General features: G+C 66.9%; 14 protein-coding genes and 1 pseudogene. 7 read left to right on the top strand and 8 right to left on the bottom strand.

Annotated features, from left to right (window positions below; genetic code table 11):
* The first annotated feature begins 40 nt into the window (after positions 1–40).
* The 5 genes from IPK20_12430 to IPK20_12450 all read left to right on the top strand — a co-directional run bounded on the left by IPK20_12430 (position 41) and on the right by IPK20_12450 (position 5,268).
* Positions 41–1,315 (top strand): sulfatase-like hydrolase/transferase, encoded by a 1,275-nt coding sequence (locus IPK20_12430; GenBank protein ID MBK8017431.1) that lies wholly within the window; start codon positions 41–43, stop codon positions 1,313–1,315.
* Complete coding sequence (locus IPK20_12435) at positions 1,278–1,463, top strand: hypothetical protein (GenBank protein ID MBK8017432.1); 186 nt, start codon at positions 1,278–1,280, stop codon at positions 1,461–1,463. Before IPK20_12430 ends, IPK20_12435 begins: the two co-directional genes overlap by 38 nt.
* A 530-nt stretch (positions 1,464–1,993) precedes the next feature.
* Positions 1,994–3,349, top strand: a complete 1,356-nt coding sequence (locus IPK20_12440; GenBank protein ID MBK8017433.1) for a hypothetical protein — start codon at positions 1,994–1,996, stop codon at positions 3,347–3,349.
* Positions 3,350–3,472: 123 nt separating this feature from the next.
* A complete protein-coding gene (locus tag IPK20_12445) occupies positions 3,473–4,468 on the top strand; it encodes a BatA domain-containing protein (GenBank protein MBK8017434.1) in 996 nt (331 codons plus the stop codon).
* A gap of 92 nt (positions 4,469–4,560) precedes the next feature.
* Positions 4,561–5,268: a hypothetical protein gene (locus IPK20_12450; GenBank protein MBK8017435.1), complete on the top strand. Its 708-nt coding sequence runs from the start codon at positions 4,561–4,563 to the stop codon at positions 5,266–5,268.
* A gap of 310 nt (positions 5,269–5,578) precedes the next feature.
* On the opposite strand, the gene IPK20_12455 is transcribed toward IPK20_12450, so the two are convergent.
* On the bottom strand, positions 5,579–5,716 hold the full coding sequence (locus tag IPK20_12455) for a hypothetical protein (GenBank protein ID MBK8017436.1): 138 nt from the start codon (positions 5,714–5,716) through the stop codon (positions 5,579–5,581).
* 274 nt (positions 5,717–5,990) lie between these two features.
* A complete protein-coding gene (locus IPK20_12460) occupies positions 5,991–6,539 on the bottom strand; it encodes a hypothetical protein (GenBank protein ID MBK8017437.1) in 549 nt (182 codons plus the stop codon).
* Between IPK20_12460 and IPK20_12465 the strand changes: the two genes are divergently transcribed.
* Positions 6,538–7,995 carry a VWA domain-containing protein gene (locus IPK20_12465; protein MBK8017438.1) on the top strand — a complete coding sequence of 486 codons (1,458 nt, stop codon included), beginning with the start codon at positions 6,538–6,540 and terminating at the stop codon, positions 7,993–7,995. The genes IPK20_12460 and IPK20_12465 overlap by 2 nt on opposite strands.
* Before the next feature lie 178 nt (positions 7,996–8,173).
* On the opposite strand, the gene IPK20_12470 is transcribed toward IPK20_12465, so the two are convergent.
* The 3 genes from IPK20_12470 to IPK20_12480 form a co-directional block, all read right to left on the bottom strand.
* On the bottom strand, positions 8,174–8,884 hold the full coding sequence (locus tag IPK20_12470) for an LrgB family protein (protein ID MBK8017439.1): 711 nt from the start codon (positions 8,882–8,884) through the stop codon (positions 8,174–8,176).
* Positions 8,881–9,234: a CidA/LrgA family protein gene (locus IPK20_12475; protein ID MBK8017440.1), complete on the bottom strand. Its 354-nt coding sequence runs from the start codon at positions 9,232–9,234 to the stop codon at positions 8,881–8,883. The genes IPK20_12470 and IPK20_12475 overlap by 4 nt, the downstream gene beginning before the upstream one ends.
* A gap of 226 nt (positions 9,235–9,460) precedes the next feature.
* A complete protein-coding gene (locus IPK20_12480; GenBank protein ID MBK8017441.1) occupies positions 9,461–11,005 on the bottom strand; it encodes a response regulator in 1,545 nt (514 codons plus the stop codon).
* Between the two features lie 251 nt (positions 11,006–11,256).
* Between IPK20_12480 and IPK20_12485 the strand changes: the two are divergent.
* Positions 11,257–12,014, top strand: a pseudogene (locus IPK20_12485) (OBAP family protein).
* Positions 12,015–12,074: 60 nt separating this feature from the next.
* On the opposite strand, the gene IPK20_12490 reads toward IPK20_12485, so the two are convergent.
* The 3 genes from IPK20_12490 to IPK20_12500 all read right to left on the bottom strand — a co-directional run bounded on the left by IPK20_12490 (position 12,075) and on the right by IPK20_12500 (position 15,597).
* Entirely contained in the window at positions 12,075–12,485 is a 411-nt protein-coding gene (locus tag IPK20_12490) for a PEP-CTERM sorting domain-containing protein (protein MBK8017442.1), read from the bottom strand.
* 306 nt (positions 12,486–12,791) lie between these two features.
* Positions 12,792–14,987 (bottom strand): phospholipase C, phosphocholine-specific, encoded by a 2,196-nt coding sequence (locus IPK20_12495; GenBank protein ID MBK8017443.1) that lies wholly within the window; start codon positions 14,985–14,987, stop codon positions 12,792–12,794.
* A 31-nt stretch (positions 14,988–15,018) separates the two neighbouring features.
* Complete coding sequence (locus tag IPK20_12500; protein ID MBK8017444.1) at positions 15,019–15,597, bottom strand: PEP-CTERM sorting domain-containing protein; 579 nt, start codon at positions 15,595–15,597, stop codon at positions 15,019–15,021.
* Between the last annotated feature and the right edge of the window lie 38 nt (positions 15,598–15,635).

Consider the following 15,635-nt stretch of genomic DNA (forward strand, 5'->3'; position numbering starts at 1 on the left):
CCACCGTATCATCGAGCCAGTCGACGAATAGAGGACGGAAATGGACATCAATCTCACGCGACCTGGCGATCGTGGCAATGGCCGTGCGTGGTTCGCGCTGCTGCTTGCGTTGGCGTTCGCAGCGAGTCCCCGGCTCCAGGCGGCGGAGCCTCCCAACATCGTCTACGTGCTCGCCGACGACCTCGGATGGAAGGACGTCGGATTCCACGGCGGGACCCTTCGTACGCCGACCCTGGATCGACTGGCGGCCGGCGGAGCGATCTTCAATGCGTTCTACTCGCAGCCTTACTCGACCCAGACACGGGCCGCGCTGCTGACCGGCCGTTATCCGATGCGGTACGGCCTCCAGACGCTCTCGCTGGAACCTTCCAGCCGCTATGGCCTGCCGACGGAAGAGCGCACCCTGCCGCAGGCGCTGAAGGCGATCGGCTATCGGACCGCCTTCGTGGGCAACTGGCTTCTTGGCCATGCCCAGCGCGAGCACTGGCCCGGGCAGCGCGGCTTCGATCTCTTCTACGGTTCGCTGGCCGGAGACGTGGATCCGCAACTGCGCAAGAGTGCGAGTGCGGACTGGTACCGCAACGACCGGCGCGTCAAGGAGGAAGGTTACGTGACCGACCTGCTGGCGCGCGATGCCGCCCGGATCATCGCCACGCACGACCGGTCCTCGCCGCTTTTCGTGATGGCGGCCTTCAACACGCCGGCGCAGTTCCACGGCGTGCCGAAGGCGTACCTGGACCCCTACCGGGATGTTCCGGACGATGCACGCCGCAGCTACGCAGCGGCGGTCACGGCACTGGACTCCGCTGTGGGCAGCATCGTCGCCGCGCTCGAAAAGCGAGGCATGCTGGACAACACCCTCATCGTTTTCCAGAGTGACAATGGCGGCGCGGTGCCGTTGCGCTACGTCACCGGCGACCGCGATATCGACCGGCCGGCGGCCGACAACGGAAGCAATCGCGAAGGCCGGGGCAGTCTGTACGAAGGGGGGACTGCGGGTCGTGGCACTGGCGTCGTGGCGGGGCAGGATTCCGCCCGGAACGATCGTGACCCAACCGCTGCACGTGACCGACATGTACGTCACCCTGCTCACTCTCGCGGGCGCTGCGACGGAACAACCCAGGAAGCCCGATGGAAAGGACGCATGGCCGGCGATCGCCGAAGGCAAACGGATCGGTCGCAAGGACATCCTGCTCAACGTGGACGATTTCGCGGGAGCGATCCGCGTGGAGGAGTGGAAGCTCATCCTGCACGCGTCGCTGCCGAGCCGCATCGAATTGTTCGACATCGCGAACGATCCCGAAGAATCCCATAACGTTGCATCGAGCCATCCGGACCGCGTCAAGGGACTCCTTGCCGCACTCAACGAGTACGCGTACGACATGGTGCCGTCCCTGCATCTGGAAGAGTCGATCGCTGCGGGCCGGCCGGTGTTCTGGCGCGCCAATCCACCGCGCCGTTGACGGCTGCACCCCTGGGTTTCTGCTTCTCCGCATCAGGTTGTGGCCGCCCCCGCTTCACTTGCGACGCGACGAACTCATCGCATCGGCAGACGCGGGACATGAACCGGTGCCCCGGTCACACACGCGTTCCGGCGAACGGACCGGCGCGAGGCCCGGAGGGCGAGGGACGGGCAACGAAACGTTCCACGCGCGACGTTGACGTGAGGTGCCTGCGAGCCCGGTTCTCCGCGGGCACGCCTCGCCCCGTGCGTTGCGCTGGTTCGTTCTTTGAGTTCGACCGGGGCGTGTGATACGGTCGCCACTCCACTTCGTGACGCGCCCCTCCGGCGAATCGCTTCGTGCCCGAGGTCCATCGCCTCGCGTCCCAGCGAGCGACCGGCGGCATCGCCCCCGCACCCCCGGCCCCAGTGAAACCGCGAGCCGTTCAAACGTCGATATCCGAGCGCCACCTGCCGTTCGATTGGCTGGGTCGCGGCGGGCGGCGCTTGCGTGCGAACGACTGCTTGCGTGATGCAGGTTGGACCGCCTGCGTGTTGCTCGCGGCCGCCGCCTTGTACCTGCTGCTCGAGCGCTCGGGGATGCCGGCATCCGTACGGGCCGCGCTCGTGCCCTTTTTCCTGTTCGCTGGAGCAGCCGCCATCGGCTGGCTGACGTGGCGCTGCACGCGAAGGCGTTCTCTCCAGAACGTGGCGGCCCTCGCGGACGCGCGTTGCCGCTTGAACGACGAACTGGCCAGCGCATGCTGGTTCGCGCGGCAGGAAACGCCTTCCGCCTGGGAGGCGTTGGTGCTCGGACGGGCCGTGCGAACGACCGGCAGACTCGACACAGCCGCCGTCTTTCCCTTGTGTGTTCCGCGCAGCCTCGCAGCCGCGGCAGGGCTGGGGGCCGCCGTGCTGGCGCTGATGTTCGTCGGCAGCGGTACGGTCGTGCCTGCGGATCGCAGCGCGGGTGTCCTTCGCAGCCTTGATGTGCAGCCGAGTTCCGACGACGACACGGGCGTGCGAAGCGAGATTGCGTCGAGGGCAAGGGCCATGGCCGCGGCCTCCGGCGCGGACCAGGCCGTGTGGACCCGCGCCGAAGCACTGGCGGGGAGTCTTCGAAGCGGCGCGGAGCTGGCTGAACTGAAGCGCGCGGTCGAAGCAGGCGATACCGAACGCGTTCGGGAACTGTTGGACCGCGCGGCACAGGCCGCGAAGGCCGCGCCGGCGGCCCAGGATTCGGGTGACCCGATGGGCGACGGCTTGGCCCGGGCCGGGCAAGACCTCTCGGCCGGATTGCCCGGACTGCCGTCCGATGGCAGCCCTCCCAGGAAAGCGCCGCCGGAGCCCGACGACCTCGAGGATGCCGAGCAGGCGGGCGAGAAGGAAAGGGCGCCCGAGCCTCCGACAGACCGCCTCGACACCGAGATCGGTGCGCTGAAGGACGCGCTTTCCAAGCTGGGCGAAGAAGGAGGGGATAGCCACTTGAAGGAGGCGAACGGGTCCCCTCCCGGGCCGGAATCGCAAAGAAGGGGGCAAGCCGAGCCCGGCGACAGCGAAGCGTTGCACGCAGTCACGCTCACCTCCGGAACGGACGCAGGCGAGGGCACCCCGCCGGAGGGGCCGTCCGGGAACCCGGAAGAATCGGCGCCGGGCTCGCCGGGAACGCGACCCGCCACACGCATGCAGCGCGTGGACGACAAGGTCGCGGCAGGCGAATCGACTCGGCATGGAAAGGAAAGTCCCTATGCCGTCACCGAATCGGGGACCGCCCGTGTCGGATTGTCCGCGGTGCGTGCGTTGCGGCCCGGGGCGAGCGACGCGGCGCTCGCGCGGGAGCAGATTCCCGTCGCGTATCGCGCGTCGGTCAGACGCTATTTCCTGACCGAGCACGGCAAGGAACGTTGAGATCCGATCATGCGTGGCAACCGCCATCCGTCGAATTTCGCGGTCGCCTTGCCCGGCCGTGATCACTGCCTCGACACCGGCCGTTCCAATGTCTAGAAGCGACGCGCTGCCGAGGCGGTTCCATTGAACTTCGCCGTGCTTTCGACCGCCGGTGCATTTGGTCTGATCGCCGCCGTGGCCGTCTTCATCGGTCTCCTGTATCTGATCAGACCACGCACGCGCCGCATCACCATTGCGTCGACCGTGCTGTGGCAGCGGATCGCGTCGAAGGGAGGCGTCCGCAAGCGACGTTGGCGCTGGCTGCTGTCGCTGCTGCTCTCGCTGGCGATCGGGCTTTGCCTGGTTCTGGCGCTGACGCACCTGCAGTTGCCCGCTCTGGAGCCGGCGCCGCAGCGCATCACCGTGATACTGGACAACTCCGCGTCGATGGGCGCGCGCACCGCCGACGGACGCACGCGGTGGCAGCATGCGCTCGATGCGTCTCGCCGCCTGATTCTGCAAACCGGTCGCGGCGCGGAAGTCCTGCTGCTGGACACGGCCGGGCGCGCACCGCTCAGCGGCTTCCTTCCTGCGAGCGAGGCAGCCGAGCGGCTCGGCCGCCTGGCTCTCTCGCCAGAGGCTCGCACGCGCGTCCCGCCCCTGCCCACCGGCGCGGAAATCACCGACGCCTATTTGTTCACGGACGGCGTGGGTGTGAGCGATGTGCCGAAGGCCATGAGGGTGCACTCGGTCTTCGAGCCTGCCGACAACGTCGGCATCACCGCGTTCACCGCGCGGCCGCTGCCCGCCGATCCCGCCCGCTACAGCGCCTTCCTCCAGATCACCAATGCGGCGGGGACCGTCAAGCGTGTCTCGCTGGAAGTGGTCGGCGCCGACGGTTATCGCATCGAGCGGCAGTTCGACGTCGGCGCAGCCTCCACCGCCAATCTGGCCCTCGATGTGAGCAGCATCGCCCAAGGTCCACTGCGGGCGCACATCGCGACGCAAGGGATGCCTTCGATCTGGACGACACCGCGTATTGCGTGGTGTCGGCTCATCGCATCCGGCATGTTGTCCTCGTCACCCGCGGTAACCCCGTTCTCGAGGATTCGTTGCGCGCGCTGCCCGGAATCGCGTTGACCGTACGCTCTCCGAGCCTGAGCTCCGGGCTGCCTTCTGCAGACGCTTACGTGTTCGACGGGAATGCACCGCCTCGTCCACCGGACGCCGGCGTGCTTCTGTTTCGTCCCTTGACTGCGGAGTGGCTCGGCATTCGCTGGAAGGCGCTGACGCCCGCAGTGGTCACGGGTTGGGACGACTCCGATCCGCTGACGGCAGGCGTGGACTGGGCCCGACTGCGCCCCATGAGCGCATTCGTGGGGCAAGGGATCGCCGGGGCAGGGGTGGTCACGGCAGGCACTGCGCCAGATGCAGCGGGAAGTGGCGCGCTGATCATGAAGGGGCGCGCCCGTTCCCACTGGATCGCGGTGGGGTTCTCTCCGCAGGATTCCAACTTTCCGCTGCAGCCCGGCTTTCCGATCTTCCTGGGCAACGCGTTGGCCAGGCTCACCGAAAGCCCCGACGTCACGAGCCAAGGTCTCGGCTATGTCGAAGCCCCGCTTCCGGGTGCGCGCGTCACCGAGGGCGGCCGCCAGCGGATCGCCGCGACCACAACGGGATCGGGCACTCTGTTCGAAGCCTCCCGGCCCGGCGTCTACGTGGTCGAGGATGGCAAGAAGCAGCTCGTCGTGGTCGCCAATGCCATCGATCCGCATCTGCCCCAGATCAATCGACGGTCCCTCCAGGACCCGGGGGCCCTCGCAGAGGCGTCCACGGTTCCGGGCTGGAACTGGCCCGAGCCTTGGGAAGGGCTGCTGGCACTGGCCTTCGGTCTGCTCGCCTTCGAGTGGGCCGCGTTCAGCCGTCGGGTGACCGAATGAGTCTGCACGTCGGTATCGCGAATGCCTGGGCCCTGTGGTTGCTGCTTGCGGCCCCGATCGCGTGGTGGCTTGCCCGGCATCGTGCCAGTTCGGGCGAGCGTCGAAGGATCTGGCTGGTGACCGTTCTGCGATCCCTTGCGCTGGCATTCGTGGCGCTGGGACTGGCTTCCCCCTTCGTCCACACGCGCTCGAATTCCCTTGGCGTGGTCTACGCGTTCGACATGTCCGCCAGTGTCCAGCCGGAGTTCCTGGGTCAGGCGGTGCAATGGGCGCGCCGGGCAGGCGAACACTTTCGCCCCGAGCACGAAAGCTACGTCGTCTTCGCGCACCAGGCCAGGCTGCTGCGGAATCTGGACGACGTTGCCAGGCTTGCGGGGGCATCTTCCGCGAACCCGGCCGAAGCGGCCGCCACGATCGACAGGACGGGAACGGATCTGGAACGCGCCATCGAGGCGTCTCTCCTGGGCTTCGCGCCGGGGGACGACAGGCGCCTGGTCCTGATCACCGACGGCAAGCAGACGAGCGGCGACGTCTGGCGAGCGTTGCCACGTCTGCAGTCGGAACGCGTACGCGTGTTCGCGCTGCCGGCTCCGACCCTCTCCGGACTGCGTGCCTGGATCGACGGCCTCGACGTGCCCGAGACCGTGCGCGAGCGCGAGCCCGTCACGCTGCACGTGAGGCTGCATGCGCACACAGCCATGACGACCCGTGTGCAGGTCGTCTCAGCCGGGGAGACCTTGTTCGATCGTCGTGTGGATTTCGTCGCGGGACACAACAAGGTTCCCGTCGACCTTCGATTCCAGCGAGGAGGCACCCGGGAGATCAAGGTCTTGCTGGGAGCGCGCGGCGAATCGGGGGATACCTGGCAAGGCAGCGTGTGGGTCGCTCCCCGCCTGCGCGTGCTGCAGGTGGAGGGCGAGGCGATCGGCGCGGGATACCTCGCCGAGGCACTCGCATCGCAAGGCGTGGAAGTCGAGCGCGTTGCGGCGGCGCAGTTCGCGCGAGATCCGGAAGCGAGTCTGCGCGGCGCCGACACGGTCGTGCTCAACGACATCCCGGCGGCGCGGCTCGCCGGCGATGCGGGCCGCCATCTCGAGCGGTTCGTTCGCGACGACGGCGGCGGTCTGGTGTTCGTCGCGGGAGAGAACACTTTCGGCAAGGATGCATTCGCCGGGAGCGCGGTGGAGCGCCTGCTGCCGGTGAAGTTTCGAAGCCCGCCGCAAGCCCAGGGGACTGGATCTCCTGCTACTCATCGACAGTTCCGCCAGCATGCTGGGCGCCAAGTTCGAGTCGGTGCAGTCGGCGGCGCTCGCGACCCTCGACATGATGGAATCCGACCAGCGGCTGGCTGTTATCGCCTTCGACTCGCAGCCGCGAGAGGTGTTCCCGCTCGCGGAAGTCGGCGGAAAACGGCGTGCGGAGGACGCGATCAGCGGCCTGGAAACCGGCGGCCACACCGACATCCAGAAAGCCCTCGCTCGCGCGCTCGAGGTGCTCAGGGACTCCCGGTCGGTCACCAAGCACGTGATCCTGCTGTCGGATGGTCATACCTCAGCGCCGCCCAACCCGGTGCCAAGGGAGGGAAGGGGAGCTCCCCGCAGGGACATCCGGAAGATCCTCGAGGAGCAGGGCTACAGCGCAAGCCACATCGAGCGGATGCTGGGCGACGCTTCGAGCGCACAGGCGGGGAACCGCAGGCTGGAGGATCTCGTCGCCGGCATGGCCGCGGCGAACATCACGCTTTCCACGCTGTCGATCGGCGATGAGCCCGACGTGCAGTTGATGGCCACGTTGGCGGAACTGGGCAGCGGCAAGAGCTATTGGGCCCGCCAGGACAGCGAGATCCCGGCCTTGTTCGTCACCGAAGCACGGCGCCTGCTGGGCACGTCCATGGTCGAGGAATCGTTCAGACCAGTGGTGCGGAACCACGGAGAGACACTGACCGGGCTGGATTTCGTGGCGGGGCCCCCGCTCAAGGGGTACGTCGCCACCAAGCCGAAGCGCTTCTCCGAAGTGCTTCTTGAAGCCCGGCCGGCCGAGCCCGTCCTCGCAGAGACCCGCTACGGCCTGGGCAAGACGGTGGCATTCCTGTCCGACGCCAGGAACCGTTGGGCGAGCGACTGGCTGGCCTGGCCCGGATACGCACGGTTCTGGGCGCAGGTGGTGCGCGATGCCGCACGTGGCGCCGGGACGCCGGAACTCGGCTGGCGGATCACGCGTGAAGGTGGATCCGGCCTTCTGCGCCTGACAGCGCTCACACCGGAAGGGGGCTATCGCGACGGGCTGTCGCCCATAGTGCGAGTCTTTCGACCGGACGGGACACGCACGGAGGTGGCGCTGCGGCAATCGGCGCCCGGTACCTACGTCGCCCGAGTTCCCCTGCTAGCCGGATCGCCGGCCCCATACCGGTTCGAACTCCAGGCCGGTCCGGGCCTCCCGGCATCGGAGATCGCAAGGGTCGGCGCCCGCACGCTTCACTACGCCACCGAAGACGAGTTCCGGCCCGGTCCCGCCGATATCCCGTTGCTCGAGGCCCTGAGCGAACGGACGGGCGGAAAGTACGCTCCCGGCAGCGACGAGATCTTCGCGCCTGCCCAGGCCGGCAGGCCCGTGCCCAGGCCCCTCTGGCCCGCGTGCGCCGGCGCCGCGCTGCTGTTCTTCCTGCTCGAGATTGCGGCCCGCCGCGCGAACTGGCGATTCCTCGAAGGCTCCTCGAAGCGAGGCTGACCCCGCCATGTGGGGTGTCGTCCTGGCTGTACACCGGAGTGTGATGAGGGAAGTGCAGGGAGCAGAAGACTCGTCACGAGGCAGCGAACGGCACGCGGCGCTCTGAACGGCAACGGCAGTCCGCTGGCCGTTTCGTCGCCCGGAGTCCATTGCCCCGACGCGCAGAAGACGACAGGACTCACAGGATCAACGGCAGCACGATCCCCTGAAGCAATGCCGCCAGGGCAAGCGCCAGTGCGGCGTAGACACCCGCCTCGTTGCTTACCTGATACGCCCGGGCGGTTCCGATCCCGTGAGCCGTCAGGCCCGCCGCGAAACCTCGGGCCGGCCAGTTGCGGAAACGGAAAAGGTTGAACAGTGGCGTGACGATCACCGCGCCCGTGATGCCCGTGAGCAGCACCGCGCACATCGAGATGCTGGGAATGCCGCCGACGCGCTCGCTCACCGCCATGGCCACGGGCGCGGTGGCGGACTTGGGCAGGAGGGAGAGGGTGATTTCGCCGGTCAATCCGGCAAGGTGGCACAGCGCCCAGGTGGTCCCGACCGAAACGACCACACCCACGACCAGCGCGCCCATGATCGGAACCAGTTGCCGTCGAATGGTCCCGCCGTGCTCGATGATGGTGACGCCCAGCGCAATAGTGGCCGGACCGAGCAGGAAGTGCACGAACTGCGCTCCCGCGAAGAACTCCTCGTAGGGCGTGTCCGTCATCCACAGGATGAGGCCCAGCATCACCGAAGCCCCGGCCACCGGATTGGCCCAGGCAGCACCATCGGAGGCGTCCTGCAGGCGCCGCGCCATCAGCCATGCGCCGAGCGTCAGCACAAGCCAGAGCAGCGGCTTGGCCTTCAGGAAAACCCACAGATCGAAGATCGGGGGCGGACTCATTGCACCTCCTTCGCCGAACGGCGGGAGAGCATGGTGAATGTCGCCGCCGTCGCCACCAGCGTGACCGCCGTCGACACGACCACGATCCACACCACGTGCCATGCCGCAGGCCCCAGACTGCGAAGCTGGAACAGGATGCCGGAGGCCACCGGAACGAACATGAGGCCGAGATTCGCCATCAGGCCCGCCGCCACCTGCTGTCCCGACTGCCCCAGCTTCCCACCCAGTGCCGACCACGCCAGAAGCAGAATGAGGCCGATGATCGGCCCGGGGACGGGGAGGTTGGCGAGGTGCGCGACGGCTTCCCCGAGCAACTGGAACAGCAACAGCGCCATGAATCCTTCGATCATGGGTGAGACTCCTTCGATGAATGGACGTGCCCGTCCCGCATTCTGGCCGACAGGCAACCATCCCCACAATGGTGCTCAGAGGGGGCCGCCATACCGGTGCGCAGGAGGAAGGTACGTGGCGACGGCTGCACGGGTCCCGCACCACCAGGACGACCGGTGAACGCCATCCGGCAAGTGCCATTTCCCTGGCGCCCTGGTCTCCGTCCGCAAGTTGCCGTCGACCCGCTCAGGTGCCAGGGGCCGAGTCCGCGTCCCTTCGCTCCAGCCACTTCACCAGCACCGCCGCCAGGTCCTTCGCGTCGAACGGCTTGGCCAGAAAATCGTCCATGCCCGCATCACGGCAGCGCAGCCTGTCTTCCGGGAAAGCGTTGGCGGTCATGGCAATGACGGTGGCTGATTCTCCGTTGGGCAGTGCACGCAGCAGTCGAGTCGCCTCCAGGCCGTCGAGGTTGGGCATCCGCACATCCATGAGAATCACGTCGTAGCCTCGCTCGGCGACCATGGAGACGGCATCGATTCCGTCCGATGCCACATCGACCGTCAAGCCCAGATGATCCAGGAACTGCCGGGCCACGGCCTGATTGATCCGGTCGTCCTCCACGAGCAGCACCCGTCTTCCCGCGTGATCGCGGGCGAGAATGCGCTCCGCGTCCATTTGATCCGCAGGGGCCGTCGGGGCCGCCGACCTGACGGTGGGCTGCCCCGCAGCGCGTTCCAGCCAGGCAGTGAACCAGAACGAGCTTCCCCGGCCGGGCTCGCTCTTCGCCCCGGCCTCGCCCTGCATCAGTTCGGCGAGATGCCGGGTGATTGCAAGCCCGAGACCGGTGCCACCGTAGCGCCGGGCAATCGAGGCGTCGGCCTGCTCGAAGGGCATGAACAACCTGGCGATCTGTTCGGGCGGGAGGCCGATGCCCGTGTCGTCGACGGTAAAGCGCACGAGCACACGGTCCGGTGTCGAGTCAACGCGCTCCACGAGTATCGTCACGGTACCCTGGTCAGTGAACTTGACCGCGTTGTTGCCGAAGTTGAGCAGCCCCTGAAGCAAGCGCGTGGGATCGCCGCGCAGTGCGGGTAGATCCGGGTCCACTCGCGTTTCGAGTGCGAGTCCCTTGGCCTGGGCGCGCGGACCCAGCATCGCGACAGCGTTTCGGACCAGGGACTGGATATCGACGTCGTCCGCCTCCAGTTCGACCTTGCCGGCCTCGATCTTGGACAGATCGAGAATCCCGTTCAGCAGGTTGAGCAGGTGTTTGGCGGCCTCTTCGATGTGCTCCAAGCGTTCCGCCTGTTGTGACGATACCCCATCCCGGCGCAGCAGAGCGGTCATGCCGACGATCGCAGAGAGGGGGGTGCGGACCTCGTGGCTCATGTTCGCGAGGAACGCGCTCTTGGCCGCCGCGGCGCCTTCCGCGTCCGCCTTCGCCTGCAGTAGCGCGACTTCGACTGCCTTGCGCCGAGTGATGTCGCGCACGATCGCCCACATGGCTTCCGGTTGCCCGTGAAGGTCGCGGAGCAGAAAGGTGCGCAATTCCACCGGAAACACCGTTCCGTCCTTGCGGACGTATTCCTTCTCGTACACGCGGGACCGGTCGAACGGCAGGACTTCGTCCCGGACGATCTTCGCCTCCATGGCGTGCCAGCGGGAGGGCGTGAGATCGACGTAACTCAAGCGGCGCAACTCGTCGTCGCTGTAGCCCAGCATGTCGCGGTACGCGTGATTGAAGTCGAGGATGCGGCCGTCCATCGCGACCTCCACGAACGCGTCCATCATGCTTTCGTGAAGGCGGCGGAAGCGGTCCTGACCGTTCTGCTCTGCGGCGTTCCCTGGCGGGCTGGCGGGCATCATCGAAGGTGGCGGGCGCTCGTCGTCCCCTGGAGGGGTATGGGATATTTGCAAGGCATTGTATGCCGGACGGTTCGCGCCGTCGGGGCGCTGTAGAGTGATCCGACAGAGCACACGCCCCCGGCACCCTTCGGAACGCGGCTTGCTGCCGTTCCTCTTTCCACGAGAGGAGGCCCGCCATGTCCATCCCCCTGCGCTGCAGTCTGTTGCTCGCCGTGTCCCTGGCCGCGTGCGGAGGCGGAAACTCCGAATCGCCTTCACCCACGCCAGGCGGACCCACGACTGGCAAGACGGAAGCGCTCGATGTGGGCGCCGCGCTGATCCAGAACAAGCCGCCCGTCGGAGCTCTCAACGCCTATCTGGATGGTTTCCACTTCGCCTCGGGCGACATGACCGCGCAGGTTGAGGCTCACCACTACTGCGGCATGTTGTCCGAGGATCTGACGCAGTGCGTGATCTTCGACGCCAATACGAAGGACGCCAAGCTCATGGGTGTGGAATACATCGTGAGCGCAGCGCTGTTCCGCACGCTGCCGGCGGCAGAGCGCAGACTGGCACAGCCATGTGTACGAAGTGAAGTCAGGGCAGCTCGTCGCGCCTGGTCTGCCGGATCTCGCGGAACACGAGCTGATGGAGAAGGTCGTTTCCACCTACGGCAAGACCTGGCACACGTGGAACACCCACGGAAAGAAGGATCTGCCGGAGGGTATCCGCAACTCATGATGGGGTTCACACGGGACGGCCAGGCGAACATCGCCATGATGACGGGCCGCGACGAGCGGATCGGAGTCGACACCCGGTCGAAGCAGAGGGCGCGGGACGACATCGTGGTCCCGAAGATCGAGAAGGGGCCGACGCCTGGCAAGGTGGAAGGAGCGTGCAACTGCGCGCCGTCGCCGGAAAGAACAAGAGCGTCAGCGATTCCCGGTCTCGATGAGACGGATCTCTCCCCCGGACCGCTGGGGGCGGGGCGGGGGAGGATGGGAAGAAGTGCGGGTCAACGAGTGCGCCGGCGAGCCACGGCACCCAAGGCGCCGAGGCCGGCGACGAGCATCGCCCACGTGCCCGGCTCCGGTACGGCCGTCACGGAGAAGTAGAGGTTGTCGGCATAGCCGTCGTTGTCTCCACCGCTGAAGCGGATCATCTCCAGTTCCAGTTTGACCTTGGCTGTGTCGGTGGGGAGCAGGCCGGAGGTCTCGCGGAAGAACAGACCGGTCTCGTTGTTGCGCTCGCCGGGCGCGATCGGGCCGATCTGGGCCGAACCGAGTACGCTGTCCGTGGCACTGAGGAAGGTCGCGGAGAAGCGCGAGGTGTCGGTCTGGGCGAGCCAGCCGCCGAGCCAGCCGTTGAGGTCGTACGAAACCTTGCCTGCGGCGATGTCGCTCTTGTTGGCGGACAGATCGACCATCTGATAGCCGTAGGCCTTCGCGTTGCCGCTGTCGCCCACGAACAGCAGGAAGCCGCGGTCCTCCGGTCCGGGCTGATCGATGCCGACCCAGTTGGGACCGTACTCGACGGCGCCGAACAGGTTGTCCGAACCGTTGCCCTGCCAGTTGAGGGAGCTGTCGCCTGCCTCGGCATCGCCGTCCTTCACCAGGTTCGTGCCATAGCTCACGGCGTTGGCGAGTGCGGCGTGCGCGCCGAGAACGGCAACGAGTGCCGCGCGGATCAGTGTCGTCTTCATGTTCATGATGTCTCCTTGGTTGAACGCGAACTACCGGTCCTGTACCGCCGGGCCGGACATGGTGGGATCGCTGATGGAAGGCAGCCCGTTCTCCAGCCGGCCGGCCACCCGGCGGCGGTACTCCGCCTGGCCCTGGACCTTCACGGTGAAGTCGTACCAGCGGCCGCTGTCGTTGAGCGAGCGGTAGATCCGCTGCTGTGAACGTGCCGGCACGGTGTGTGTCGCCGCGGGATCCGAAAAGTAGCGCGTCGCCTCGACCACGAACGTGCAGGGCACGCTGCCGCTGTTGACGAGATCGATCACCAGATCGCCGTAGCTCTTGTTGTAGCTGACGATCACTTCGGGGTTGGCCTGGGCGGCAGCCGCCACGCGCCGGGCATTGCCGACGAAGTGCCGATGGAAACCGTTCGGTCCCAACACCCACAGGTCATAGGCGCCGCTCGATGCCGGCGTCCATGCGCCCTGCAATTTCCGGCCTGGCTCGACCGTGTAACGGCGCGGGATTGCCGCCAGATCCAGCCGGTTGTAGACGTGGAACACGGCTGTCGCATTGCCCGTGTTCTCGAACACGATCTGCACGTTCGTCGCCCCGACCCGCGTCCGGTCGGGAGTGATGCGGCAATGGGCGTGCAATTCGTAGGGCAGGGCACGGGAAGGCCGCGGACCGTCGGCCTGCACCGGCATCACCGGCGTCGTGGGCGGCAACGGTGCCCGCTGCCCGACGAGCGCCCGGGCCCGTGTCGCCAGTTCCAGCGTCTTGGGCAACGACTCGAAGAAGGCGCGGTCGTCCGGATCCGCGAAGTTGAACGTGGAGGTGAGATCGCCGCAAACGGCGCGACGCCACGCGGTCACGTTCGTCTCGCGCACGCCGAACCGGCGCTCGATGAAGCTCAGGACCGACGTGTGATCGAAGACCTCCGAGTTCACCCAGCCGCCCTTGGACCAGGGCGAGACGACATACATGGGCACGCGCGGTCCAAGACCATAGGGGCGGTGCAGCAGGGCCTGCTCGGTGCCGTTGTTGTGATACGGGACCAGCACTTCGTGATACTCGCCCGTGGCGTCGGCCGTCGTGGCCCCCGCAAGCACCGCCTTGGCCGGATCCGCATCCCAAGCCAGATAGGACGGCGGGGCCGGCGGCGGCACGTGGTCGAAGAAGCCGTCGTTCTCGTCGAAGTTGATGAACAGCACCGTCTTGCTCCACACCTCCGGATTGGAGGTGAGCGCATCCAGCACCCTGGCCGTGTAGTCGGCGCCCTGGGCTGGGCTGGAGGGGCCAGGATGCTCCGAGCCCTCGGCCGTGGCGACGATCCACGAGACCTGCGGCAGCTTGTTCGCGAGGACATCCTCACGCAGCTTGTCGAGGTCGCGGGTGCTCACGCCACGGTCGCGCAACGCCTGCGAGTAGCCGGGCCGCTGGAACCAGGCATCGCGATACGCGTGAAAGCCGGCCAGGGGGTTGTCCGTGAAGTTGTCGGACATGTTCTCGTAGACCTGCCACGAGATGCCGGCGGCCTCGAGACGTTCCGGGTAGGTCGTCCAGGTGTAGCCGCCGTCTCCGTTGTCCGTATCGAACCAGTCGTAGTCGTTGTACGTGGTTGGTCCGTTGCCCGTCGCCAGACCGTCGTTCGTGCCGGTCCACAGGAATAGCCGGTTCGGGTTCGTGCCGGTCTGCGCGGAACAGTGGTAGGCATCGCACAGGGTGAAGGCATTGGCCAGGGCGTACTGGAACGGCATGTCCTCGCCGTTGAAGTACGCCAGCGAGTGGTTGCCCTTGGCGGCAGGCCACTTGCTCATGCGGCCGTGATCCCATGCGGCCTGCGCGTCGCTCCACGAATGGGGCGTGCCGCTGATGCGCATCAGCGCGAAATTGGCGACCGTGTTGGCGCGGAACGGAACGATCACGGGGGCACGGGAGTTGGGTCCCGACGAACTGGGTTGCGACCAGACGGTCTTGCCGGTGATGCGAGTGGAGTCCGGGACCGGTATCGGGAACGGGTCTGCGAAACCGCGAACGCCGTTGAGCGATCCGAAATAGTGATCGAACGCGCGGTTCTCCTGCATCAGGATCACGATGTGTTCCACGTCCTGGATCGTGCCGGTGCGGACGTTGGCGGGAATCGCGAGAGCGCGCTGGATCGCGGGAGGAAACGCCGTGAGCGCGATTCCGGCCGCGCCCGCGTGAATCATGGAGCCGAGGAACTGTCGGCGGTCTTGAGACGTCATTCGAGCCTCTCTGAAGGTTGGAAGCAGTGGATCAGCGCGCCGTTTGTGAACGCCGGCGTCCGCGGGCCGCCCGCAGCGTGAGCACCGAAATGCCCAGCGCGAGGAGTGCGACCTCGGAAGGTTCCGGAACCGGAGCGAACGTCACGTCGTCCATCACGAAGGAGCCATGCTCCGGGCTGGCGACGACGAACGCATCGACGAGGCCTTCGTAACCGGTGGCAAGGAACGCAGGTGCCGCTCCCGGATCCAGCGTGGAAGACGTCGCCACGAGCACGTCGTCGCGATAGAGCTGGAAAGTCACCGTCGCCCCGTTCAGACCTGCGAACCATGCCCCGTCGAAACGCGTCGGTGTGGCGAAACGCACGATGCTGGATTGATCCTGCGCAGCGAAATCGGTGGCGACACGCACGTCACCCGAGTGCGCCGTGTAGGGCTCCTGCTCGAGCGAGAAGGCGAACCAGCCGGCCGCAGACCAGTCGAGGCCGCCATAGTGCGCCGGCACGATGCCGTCCTGGCCCAGATCGTCGAATGTCAGGACGGCGGCGGAGAGTGTGGAGCTCGCGGCGAGCGCAATGACGGCCGCGAGCCCGTGCAGAGCCGGGATCTTCAATGAGGTGCTCCTCTTTCGAGAATCGTTGTGGTGGTGTC

The sequence above is a fragment of the Betaproteobacteria bacterium genome, from assembly GCA_016713305.1.
Taxonomy (GTDB): domain Bacteria; phylum Pseudomonadota; class Gammaproteobacteria; order Burkholderiales.

Coding starts and splice junctions, on each gene's coding strand:
- IPK20_12430 (MBK8017431.1), top strand. CDS start 41: ATGGACATCAATCTCACGCGACCTGGCGATCGTGGCAATGGCCGTGCG.
- IPK20_12455 (MBK8017436.1), bottom strand. CDS start 5,716: ATGGCGCGTTCCAGATCCGTTCCCGTCCTGTCGATCGTGGCGGCCGCT.
- IPK20_12465 (MBK8017438.1), top strand. CDS start 6,538: ATGCTGGGCGCCAAGTTCGAGTCGGTGCAGTCGGCGGCGCTCGCGACC.
- IPK20_12460 (MBK8017437.1), bottom strand. CDS start 6,539: ATGCTGGCGGAACTGTCGATGAGTAGCAGGAGATCCAGTCCCCTGGGC.
- IPK20_12470 (MBK8017439.1), bottom strand. CDS start 8,884: ATGAGTCCGCCCCCGATCTTCGATCTGTGGGTTTTCCTGAAGGCCAAG.
- IPK20_12475 (MBK8017440.1), bottom strand. CDS start 9,234: ATGATCGAAGGATTCATGGCGCTGTTGCTGTTCCAGTTGCTCGGGGAA.
- IPK20_12480 (MBK8017441.1), bottom strand. CDS start 11,005: ATGATGGACGCGTTCGTGGAGGTCGCGATGGACGGCCGCATCCTCGAC.
- IPK20_12490 (MBK8017442.1), bottom strand. CDS start 12,485: ATGGTCGATCTGTCCGCCAACAAGAGCGACATCGCCGCAGGCAAGGTT.
- IPK20_12495 (MBK8017443.1), bottom strand. CDS start 14,987: ATGACGTCTCAAGACCGCCGACAGTTCCTCGGCTCCATGATTCACGCG.